Consider the following 9,193-nt stretch of genomic DNA (forward strand, 5'->3'; position numbering starts at 1 on the left):
AGAAGCGACTCGCCTTCCTACCGGACGCGCGGCGGCAGGGGTTCAAGCGCCGAAAGCAGCCGCCGGGTTTCGTCATGCGCGGGGGCCATGCTTAACGTGTCGGGGCGGCCCGTTTCCACCAAAAATCCGCGATGAAGCACCCCCACCCGGTCTGCATTGCGCAACACCAGTCCAATGTCGTGACTGATCAAAACCACTGCCGCGCCCAGGGATCGCAAAGCCTTTAGCACCGCTTCGGCCCGGTCGGCGTCCAACGCGCTGGTCGGTTCATCTGCAATCAACAGGGGCGGTGCCAGCGCACCTGCCGCAGCGATTGAGGCACGCTGTAACATACCTCCGCTCCAAGTATGTGGATGCTGGGTCATCCGGTCTGTTGCATTTGCCACGTCAAACCCCTCCAACCGGCGCGCAACATCCTGCCAGGTCACGGGCAGGCCATGGATCCGCCAGGCTTCGGCCACATGGTCGCGCACCGGGCGCAGGGGATCACAGCTGGCCCATGGGTTTTGCGCCACAAAGCCGATGTCCTGCCCGCGTACGCTGCGCCAGGCTGCGCGGCTTGCCCCGATCATTTCCCGCCCCTGCAAAACCAGGGATCCACTTACCCGCGTGGCGTTGCGATGCAGCCCTACCAGTGCTTTCGCGACAGTAGATTTCCCCGCGCCCGAGCTGCCAACCAGGGCAAAGCACTCACCCGGCGCGACAGAAAACGACAGGTTTTCCACCTGCCGATGGCCGCCCGGGTAGGCCACGGTCATATCTGTGCAAATCAGAACAGGGTCCGTCATCCGTCCTCCGGGTTCGCAATATCGCGCAAGGCATTGCCAAGCAGATTGGCCGACAGAACAGAGAGAAAGATCATCCCGGCCGGTACGATCAGCAACCATGGCGCAAGAGAGAAATAGAGCCGGGATTCTGCCAACAGCGCGCCCCATTCGGCCCGCGGCGGTTGCACACCCAGCCCAAGGAATGAAAAGCCAGAGATCGCGCCAATCATCCCGCCCAAGGCAAGTGAGGCCACAATACCAACCTGCAGTGCTACCCCCGGCAGGATGTGACCCCAGATGATCCGCCAGCGCGGGATGCTTGCCATTCGTGCGGCAATAACATGGGGTTTTTGACCAGCATTCAGGGAAAGCGACCGCGCCAGTCTTGCGTACCAGGCCCAGTCAGCAATGATAAGGGCGATAAGCAGGTTCATAAAGCCCGGTCCAAGCAGACCCAGCACAGCGAATGCAAGCACCAGCCCCGGCAGGGTCATGGCAATGTCGGCGATCCGCATCAGCACCATGTCGATCACCCCACCGGCAAGACCGGCCAGTGTCCCCACCAGAAGGCCGATAAGAACCACCGCCCCCAGCACCAAAATCGCGGCCCCGATAGAGCGATGCGCGCCTTCCATCACCCGGCTCAGTAAATCGCGCCCCGTTGCATCGGTTCCGAAGGGGTGCGTCAGGCTTGGTGCTTTCAGGGCATTGGCATAACTGGGGATGTCTGGGGCATGGGGGGTCCAGAAACAGCCAAGAATGGCGAAGGTTATCAGCACTGCGCCAAGGATCATCCCGGCTTTGCCCGCACGATGCCGCCAGAGCCTTACAAAAAGTCTTCGTTCAGGTGTCATGCGCCTTGCCCCCGCAGCCGAGGGTCCAGCGCGATGGCAACAAGGTCGATCAAAAGGGCCGCTGTCACGTAGGACAGCGCGGCAATCAGCACATAGGCCTGGATCACCGGATAGTTCCGGGCCGAAAGCGCCTCCAGCAGGTAAGCACCAAGGCCGGGCCAGGTGAAAATCGCCTCGATCAAGGGCGCACCCCCGATAAGTGCGCCGACACTGACCCCTATCGCTGTCAGAAACGGCAACAGCGCGTTAGGCAAAGCGTGGCGCATAAGGATGCGCCGCTCGGACGCGCCGCGCGCGCGGGCAACCTCAGCATAACCGCTGGCCATTGCCTCCAGCAGGCCGGTGCGCAGCAGTTGCGTCCAACTGGCTGCGCGATCAAGTCCGATGATGAAGGCCGGGATCAGGGCAGAGGACCAACTGACATCGGTCAATACCTTGCCCATCTGGAAGCCGACCACCACAAAGCTGAGGGCAAGCAGAGCAAAGACAAAGGTCGGCAGGGCCGCACCGATTTGCGTGTAAAGCCGGATCAGGTGGTCCGGCCATCGATCCCGATAGGACGCTGCAACAAGGGCTAATATCAGCGACAGTGTCACCGAAACCAAAAGCGCGAGGCCCAGCAGCATAAGTGTAGCGGGCAGACGCTCCTTTATTTCCTGCGCCACGGGGGCCTGACTGGTGAAACTCTGACCCAGATCGCCCTGGATGGCACCGCCCAGCCAGTTCACAAACTGCACCGGCAGCGACGCATTCAACCCAAGCTCTTCGCGCGCGGCTTCAATCTCGGCCATCGTTGGATCATTGACGCCCCGCGCCAAAAGCACCCTCTCAGCAGGGTCACCCGGCGCAAGCGGCATCAGCGCCCAGACAAGCACACATGCTGCCAGGGCTGTCAGCACCGCTTGTCCGCAGCGCAAAAGCGCGGCCACCATAAGGCCGCCGCGCCGGTTTGATGTTGATGTCTTCACGGGTTCGGTGCCGTATCCCATTTGATATGGTTCCATGCCATTGCTGGCACGTAATCAGACCAAGCATCGCTTACCAAAGCCCGCTCAATTAGGATGGTAAGGTTGAAAGCGTAGGGATCGTCTTCAACCAAAATCCGCTGAATCTCGCGCAGCATCTCATAACGCATGTCTTCATCCACGGTGACGTCCAGCTTCTCGATCAACTCTTGCACAGTCTCGTTGCAATAGCTGCCATAATTCCGGTCCCCATCGCAGGCGACAAACCGATTTAAGAAACCGCTGACAGAGCCGACCGTGGCCGTGCCGGTGCCAGACAGCGCCAGATCCCATTCGACCAGATCATTCAAGGCCGTCTCTCGCACATTGTCGACCGAGACAATCTCGGAAACCACACCGATCTCTTTCAGATAGGACTGCACAGCATTGCTGAGCGGCACAAGATCCGGCTGCTGCGGGTAGATCAACATGGTGACCGAAAGCGTTTCACCATCCTTTGTCCGGGTGTTCCCATCGCGAACCCAGCCTGCCTCATCAAGAAGCTTATTGGCGTCCTCCACATCATAGCGGTAGTTTTCAAGCGCATAGGGAAAGCGGTTGTTATAAAGGCTTGTGGCCGGAGTCTTTGCCCCGTGGAACACAGCATTGGCCAGTTCGTCATAGTTTATGGCAAGCATGACAGCCTTGCGGACGGCAATGTCCTCAAACACGCCGTTGGTCACATCCATGAAGCCGACAAATCCGCCTGTGGATGGCGCTCCAAGGGCAAGGTTCAGGTTGGGTGTTGATGCAAAGACAGGGGCGGCGGCTATCGGCGGATAATCTGTAGTGGTTCAGATGTGATCTGACAGTTGTCCGTTTTTCTGGCGGCGTCTGTCAGGTGAAGTTCAGTTCACGAACTTTTCCTGCCAGATTTCTTTCCCGTCCACTGCCCGGCAGGCGATTGCAAAGCAATCTGCCGAGAGGGGATCATAGTTTCGATGGGTGTTCTGCCGCAACACATTTTGCCCTGATGCGTGCGCTCGTGGTTGTAATGGTGCAGCCATTCATCCAGATCGGCCTGCAGCGCGTCGATGCTGTCGTAGAGCTTCTTTCGGAACGCGACCTGGTAGAACTCCTGCAAGATCGTCTTGTGGAAGCGCTCGCAGATAGCCCGGCTTCTTCGTCGTAGCGTTCGCCGATGAAGCCTTTTTCTTCTGTTGCGACGGCGGCTTGCCAGGTCCAGTCTTGTTGGGGGGCGCCGTAGGCGGTGAAGTCGGAGCGGCGGGCTTTGAGGCCGTCCTCGCCGGTGATGAAGCGGACGGAGGCAAGGTGATCGCGGTGCAGCCAACTGCGCACGCCATCGACCTCGCGGACGTCGTCCTGCAGGTGCCGCACCACGGATTGCTGGGCGGTGCCGCAGTTGCGGACCTCCACCACACCGACATAGAGCGTCTCTTTCGGCAGGCTGGCATTGTCATTAGCAGCCACCTTCTGCCTTCGTCAGTAGCAATCTCTTAAACTTAATGCCGAACTATGGCTACTCAGAGATGCCCTCAGCGTTGAGAAGCTCGCACAACTCTTCCCCTATTGATCCGACTTCTTCAGGTTTATGGCCAATCCGAGTTTCAAAGCCATGAGCAGTACTCTGACCGGAGCCGTTTGGATTTCTTATTACGATCGTGCCCGTCGACTCTTGAAGATATGCAGCTCTCCCATCTCTATAGTATCGGATTTCGCTCGGGTTTTCTAGAACACTATTGATGTGATCTCTAAACTGCGCGCGCGTGCGTATTCCGAGCCCAGCAAACTCACCTTGTTGCAATACATGTTTTTCAAATGCGTGATCTACGACCTCATCCAAAAGTAATTCGCGATTAAGTTGCGTACCTGCGAAAGAGTTAGCAGTTCCTCCGCTTGTCCGAGCATTGCTTCCCCCCGGCAAGTCCGGAGCGCTGCGAACGATTCTAGAGCCAATCTTAAGGGCATCGGCAATCGGTCCGGCAGCTTCTAGAGCCGCATTAATGCCAATTTCAGCCGCCGGGGCACCTTCTTCAATAGACTTTGCAATATCCATACCTGGAATAAAAGATGAGGCTGGGTGATCTTTTATGGCATCTCTTGATTCCCAGTCGTGGCTTGGTTGAACATATTCTAGTGCACCAATCAGGCCATAATATGCTGGTTCCAGAACGTTTCTTTCAACCCAGCCCGGCCGCGCCTGATGCCCATTGGGATCGCTCAAGTTCACCGGATCGTTGAAGGAGTAGGCGTAGCGATTGGTGCCGACGCCGGGTTCTGTGACCTCCCACCAGTCGGGCTGGATGAACCGGCCCAAGGCCGGGTCGTAGTACCGCGCATTCAGGTAGCTGAGGCCCGCTTCTTCGTCGTAGCGCTCTCCGATGAAGCCTTTTTCTTCTGTTGCGACGGCGGCTTGCCAGATCCAGTCTTGTTGGGGGGTGCCGTAGGCGGTGAAGTCGGAGCGGCGGGCTTTGAGGCCGTCCTCGCCGGTGATGAAGCGGACGGAAGCAAGGTGATCGCGGTGCAGCCAGCTGCGCACGCCGTCGACCTCGCGGACGTCGTCATGGAGGTGCCGCACCACAGATTGCTGGGCGGTGCCGTAGTTGCGGACCTCCACCACACCGACATAGAGCGTTTCTTTCGGCAGGCCGGTATTGTCGTCAACAATCTTCTTTAGGCGGGTGCCGTCGGCATCTAATTATCAATAGTAATAAATGAAATTATTCGTGCGGTGAGTCAATATATTCCTCAACCATTTCAAGCAAGAAGTCAATCTTTTCAGAATATGAATTCATTTTGTTTTCATTGGCGTATTGTTCAATAATATAAGCCCAATGTCGTGTTGATTTTGAACCCAATTTACATCTCAGCCAGCCATCAAAACCACTTAAAAACGGCCGCTCTGACATGTAATCCATGCCGACAAGAAAGTTACATGCAGATAGATAAGAGCCTCCCAAAAAAAACATATTTGGGTATCGTTTAATTTTTCCTAAGAAAGAGCTAAGTTTTGCAGCTGCCTCAGAAACCAAAATTTATGGCCTCCGGGTACTCAAATTGAGACTTGAAGGTATCAATGCTTTCTCCCCGATGACCAGTAAAAGCATCGTACACTCGCCCGTCCTTCACTACAACCTTATGATAAGCCCAACCTGGGTTGGGTCCTCGATATCCCCAAGTGTTGGCGCACCATCAATTGGTGTAATTGAAACTATCTCGCCGCCTCCTAAGTGCTTTTGAATTTGTGCTGCGCATTTTTCGCAACCGTTCCAGTTAATTGAATTTGATGGATCGCGGGGCCGCCAACTCTTGCCCAGACAATCGCTATTGTGCACCCAAACCGCGTCAGCATCTTCGTCCCCGGCAACAAAGTAGGTGTGGAATCCGTCCACACTCAGGTTATAGGCCGTCAGTGCCTCGTCGCGCATCTCGACAGAGACGACCTCGGCCCAGGTGTTATCCGGGTTCAGCAGGCGGTGGCCGGGTTTCAGGTCGCCGGAGTCGATCCACGCACCGTTGGGGATCGGGCCCTTGTAGACATGGCCTTCGCTGGACTGTGTCGCAGCGGCCTCCTGCGGCCCGGAAGCTGGCGCGGTCTGCACAAAGAATGGGTGGATCTTGTTGGCGATGAGGGTCTGTTCATCGCCGGTCTCCACATCGCGGATGGTGATATAGACCGCGTGATCGTAGGCGTTCTGCATGATGGTCGTGACAGTCTTCCAGCCCATCTGGCCGGTCAACTCGTCCTTGGCCCAGACCATGGTATCGACCGCCTCGATCCCGGTGATCGCTTGATAGCCATCTTTTGTCAGCACGAGGGTGGAACCGTGGAATGAACAGCCGTTTGCAATCAACTTGCGTGCGGTGACCTTGTCAATAATCTTGGTAGGAACTCGCCCTGCTCCATGAAGAAATATCGTTTCACCTACAACCTTTATAATCCTTCCATCTTCAAGCATGGTTCGCCCAGTCTCTCTGATTCGCCTAGCTCTTTCCTTGGCCGCACCACTTGTGATCTCAACTGCTTTGTCAAGGTCATGCATTGCGTTGTTAGTTGCGCCATTTATTGCATCGATGCCGGTCGAGAGTGTTGCCCCGTACCCCAGCATCTCAATGCCGACGCCGACGCTTTCTGATGCGTTTTGAGAACCTGCGGCCCCGCCCCCAACATCCGGCAATCCGAGGAAGGTATCGGCCAGCCAAGTCCCAAAACTCTTCAAAGCGTTGCCGACCGCACTCAGTGCCTGACCAACCGCACTATGACCGTTTGGATCGGCGAGGTTTATGGGATCGTTGAAGGAGTAGGCGTAGCGATTGGTGCCGACGCCGGGTTCTGTGACCTCCCACCAGTCGGGTTGGATGAAGCGTCCTAGCGCCGGATCGTAGTATCTGGCGTTGAGGTAGCTGAGCCCCGCTTCTTCGTCGTAGCGTTCGCCGATGAAGGCTTTTTCTTCCGTTGCGACGGCGGCTTGCCAGGTCCAGTCTTGTTGCGAGGCGCGGGGCTCCTAGCCCTTAAAGGCTTGTAATACACTTTAGCCAACTATCCGGTTTTCGGGTACCACTTCAGTACCAGCCGATGATAGGATGGGTCGCAGCGAATGTACCAAGAGCCTCTACTTCATATCAAAAATCACACCGCTATCATAATCAAATACAATCGATCTTTTTCCAAATATTGATACAGAAAGAATTGGCGCGGAGGAAGTAAATTTTTCGTCTGAGTTGTACGGCACACCGCACCCTGCACTTAGTGGATGAAATGAGAATCCACTTAAAACTATCCTATGGTCGGCAGCTTTATGAGAAAACGAGTAGCTACCGCTTCTGGTATATTCTTTTCCTATGGATCTTTCGGTGTACTTATGTGTATATGTTCTGTCCTTGTTGAGTATTAAAATATGATGACATCCTTCTGTGGTCAATGCGTACGTCCCAAAAAAATCATCCGAGATCTCCCCCCTGCAGGATGCAGTCAAAAATAGGCCACCTATAAGTAGTATATATTTTGAATAATTTAATTTTTTACACTTAATCCCATTAAATACAGAATAAATTAAATCAAAACTTTCCTTGATTTCAAAAAATTTATATAAAAATACACAAGAAGATTTCATCAATATAGACCCCCTGATGAGCAACCATAGTTACACACGTATAAGTCACTGGAAGGTCTCCCTCCTCTGCCGCGACCTCGCCCACTATCATTATCAGATCTAGACTCGGAAACAGTATCAGCAGCTTCATAGATATAAAAAATCTGATAGTAATTTCCGAACGCTCGACGGGTGCCATCCGCATTCGGTAACAAGTCTGGAACCCCCTCAAGTCCCAAGTGTTCTCTAAGTGGCCTCCCAGCGAAGAAGGAGTTTACACCCATCTTATTCGTGAGAATGTACTCTATTTTCCCATCTCTGACGTATACATCGGCTCGATATGTTCCCAAAACGTGATAAAGTCGTGAAATCGCCCACGCTTCAGTATTTCTTTCGCAAACCCGTCAGGTTTCATTGTCATCGTTAACCGGATGTATCAAGCGAGCGCACTGATTTAGGCCCAACTTGTTGCTTTTTGTAGTTTATATCTAAAAGTCACATATCATCAAATATATTATATTCCACTAGATATAAAACCTATCTATAATATATGCTTTGTAAATTAAAAAATCCCCTCTGTCCATATATTCTTGCTGCAAGGTCAGATAGACTTTTCTCAAAGTGCTCTGCGTCTCCATCTAAGAAATTTTCCAAGCTTTCGACGTCAAATAGATCCTGAAACAAAACGCCAGAGACAAAATTTTTGTGCTGAGCTTTTGCGTAACTTGCTTGACACTCTGTATATAGCTCATCGAAGGAAGCTTCACCGAATTCAAATCTGGCCAAAGTATTGAAAAGAAGTAGAGAGTCTTGAGAATAGAAGTCTGCCCAAAATTTATCAAGTTCATCAGGGCCAGCGATCATATTATCAAGCTCGTGAAAATAGTGCTCTAAACCAAATTTATTGAATTTATAATCCAATCCATCCGTTTCACCGATAAATTTCTTAAAGAATATTTTCAAACTGTCTTTATCATTGATTTTATTCCTACCGATGTACTCCATCAAAAATAAACTAAAAAACAGACTGATCCGTAACACCGATCTCCATTTTTGTGGATTCGACTGACTACTACTCTTCTCTATATAATCAAAAACAATATCATAGCTAGAGTCTTCTATATCTACCACCAAACTGCTCCATGTGGGTGTGCGATAGTACCACCGCTTTGCTCAATACGCCGTTTGCAATGATAGCAGAACTTTTGCGAAGAAATCATAGCAACAGGCGACATCTTGTTCTTATCTGCATAGTTTAAAGTTTTAACTTCCGAATGTACACTTCCAAAGCCGCCTGATGCGTCAAATACGCCAAACCCGCCAAACTTCGCTCCAAAGGTACGATTGAGGTTTCGTGCGTATTCTACCTGACTTGGATCAAGACTGACCTGCCCCTGACCTGCCCCCCGAGGCTCCCTCATTCATAACGAGAGTCTGCGGGTCTGGTTTTCATATTCGTTGGTTTCGTTTTGGGCAAGCGCGCCGGGCGCGGAGCCCTCAAATTGCTCAAGCGT

9 protein-coding genes and 2 pseudogenes are annotated in these 9,193 nt (G+C 53.1%); all 11 read right to left on the minus strand.

The annotated features are described in order from the left end of the window. Nucleotides 1-17: 17 nt before the first annotated feature. The gene (locus ACW9UQ_RS10085; protein WP_458930894.1) at nt 18-788 is read right to left on the minus strand and encodes an ATP-binding cassette domain-containing protein; all 771 of its coding nucleotides are present in this window, start codon (nt 786-788) and stop codon (nt 18-20) included. Continuing rightward, the gene (locus tag ACW9UQ_RS10090) at nt 785-1,621 is read right to left on the minus strand and encodes an ABC transporter permease (RefSeq protein ID WP_458930895.1); all 837 of its coding nucleotides are present in this window, start codon (nt 1,619-1,621) and stop codon (nt 785-787) included. The genes ACW9UQ_RS10085 and ACW9UQ_RS10090 overlap by 4 nt, the downstream gene beginning before the upstream one ends. Beyond that, on the minus strand, nt 1,618-2,610 hold the full coding sequence (locus ACW9UQ_RS10095) for an ABC transporter permease (protein WP_458930896.1): 993 nt from the start codon (nt 2,608-2,610) through the stop codon (nt 1,618-1,620). The genes ACW9UQ_RS10090 and ACW9UQ_RS10095 overlap by 4 nt, the downstream gene beginning before the upstream one ends. After that, nucleotides 2,586-3,398 carry an ABC transporter substrate-binding protein gene (locus ACW9UQ_RS10100; protein WP_458930903.1) on the minus strand — a complete coding sequence of 271 codons (813 nt, stop codon included), beginning with the start codon at nt 3,396-3,398 and terminating at the stop codon, nt 2,586-2,588. Before ACW9UQ_RS10100 ends, ACW9UQ_RS10095 begins: the two co-directional genes overlap by 25 nt. A 75-nt stretch (nt 3,399-3,473) precedes the next feature. After that, nucleotides 3,474-3,739: pseudogene (locus tag ACW9UQ_RS10105) on the minus strand (integrase core domain-containing protein); the annotation flags it as partial. A gap of 366 nt (nt 3,740-4,105) precedes the next feature. Next, the gene (locus tag ACW9UQ_RS10110) at nt 4,106-5,206 is read right to left on the minus strand and encodes an RHS repeat-associated core domain-containing protein (protein ID WP_458930897.1); all 1,101 of its coding nucleotides are present in this window, start codon (nt 5,204-5,206) and stop codon (nt 4,106-4,108) included. A gap of 100 nt (nt 5,207-5,306) precedes the next feature. After that, on the minus strand, nt 5,307-5,618 hold the full coding sequence (locus tag ACW9UQ_RS10115) for a hypothetical protein (RefSeq protein ID WP_458930898.1): 312 nt from the start codon (nt 5,616-5,618) through the stop codon (nt 5,307-5,309). A gap of 96 nt (nt 5,619-5,714) precedes the next feature. Continuing rightward, nucleotides 5,715-6,806: a polymorphic toxin-type HINT domain-containing protein gene (locus ACW9UQ_RS10120; protein WP_458930899.1), complete on the minus strand. Its 1,092-nt coding sequence runs from the start codon at nt 6,804-6,806 to the stop codon at nt 5,715-5,717. 51 nt (nt 6,807-6,857) lie between these two features. Beyond that, nucleotides 6,858-7,034: pseudogene (locus ACW9UQ_RS10125) on the minus strand (RHS repeat-associated core domain-containing protein); the annotation flags it as partial. 165 nt (nt 7,035-7,199) lie between these two features. Then, nucleotides 7,200-7,700 (minus strand): hypothetical protein, encoded by a 501-nt coding sequence (locus ACW9UQ_RS10130; protein ID WP_458930900.1) that lies wholly within the window; start codon nt 7,698-7,700, stop codon nt 7,200-7,202. 516 nt (nt 7,701-8,216) lie between these two features. After that, a complete protein-coding gene (locus ACW9UQ_RS10135) occupies nt 8,217-8,810 on the minus strand; it encodes a hypothetical protein (RefSeq protein WP_458930901.1) in 594 nt (197 codons plus the stop codon). Nucleotides 8,811-9,193: the final 383 nt, after the last annotated feature.

This window comes from Halovulum sp. GXIMD14793, from assembly GCF_054457435.1.

Coding starts and splice junctions, on each gene's coding strand:
- ACW9UQ_RS10095 (WP_458930896.1), bottom strand. CDS start 2,610: ATGGGATACGGCACCGAACCCGTGAAGACATCAACATCAAACCGGCGC.
- ACW9UQ_RS10130 (WP_458930900.1), bottom strand. CDS start 7,700: ATGAAATCTTCTTGTGTATTTTTATATAAATTTTTTGAAATCAAGGAA.
- ACW9UQ_RS10090 (WP_458930895.1), bottom strand. CDS start 1,621: ATGACACCTGAACGAAGACTTTTTGTAAGGCTCTGGCGGCATCGTGCG.
- ACW9UQ_RS10085 (WP_458930894.1), bottom strand. CDS start 788: ATGACGGACCCTGTTCTGATTTGCACAGATATGACCGTGGCCTACCCG.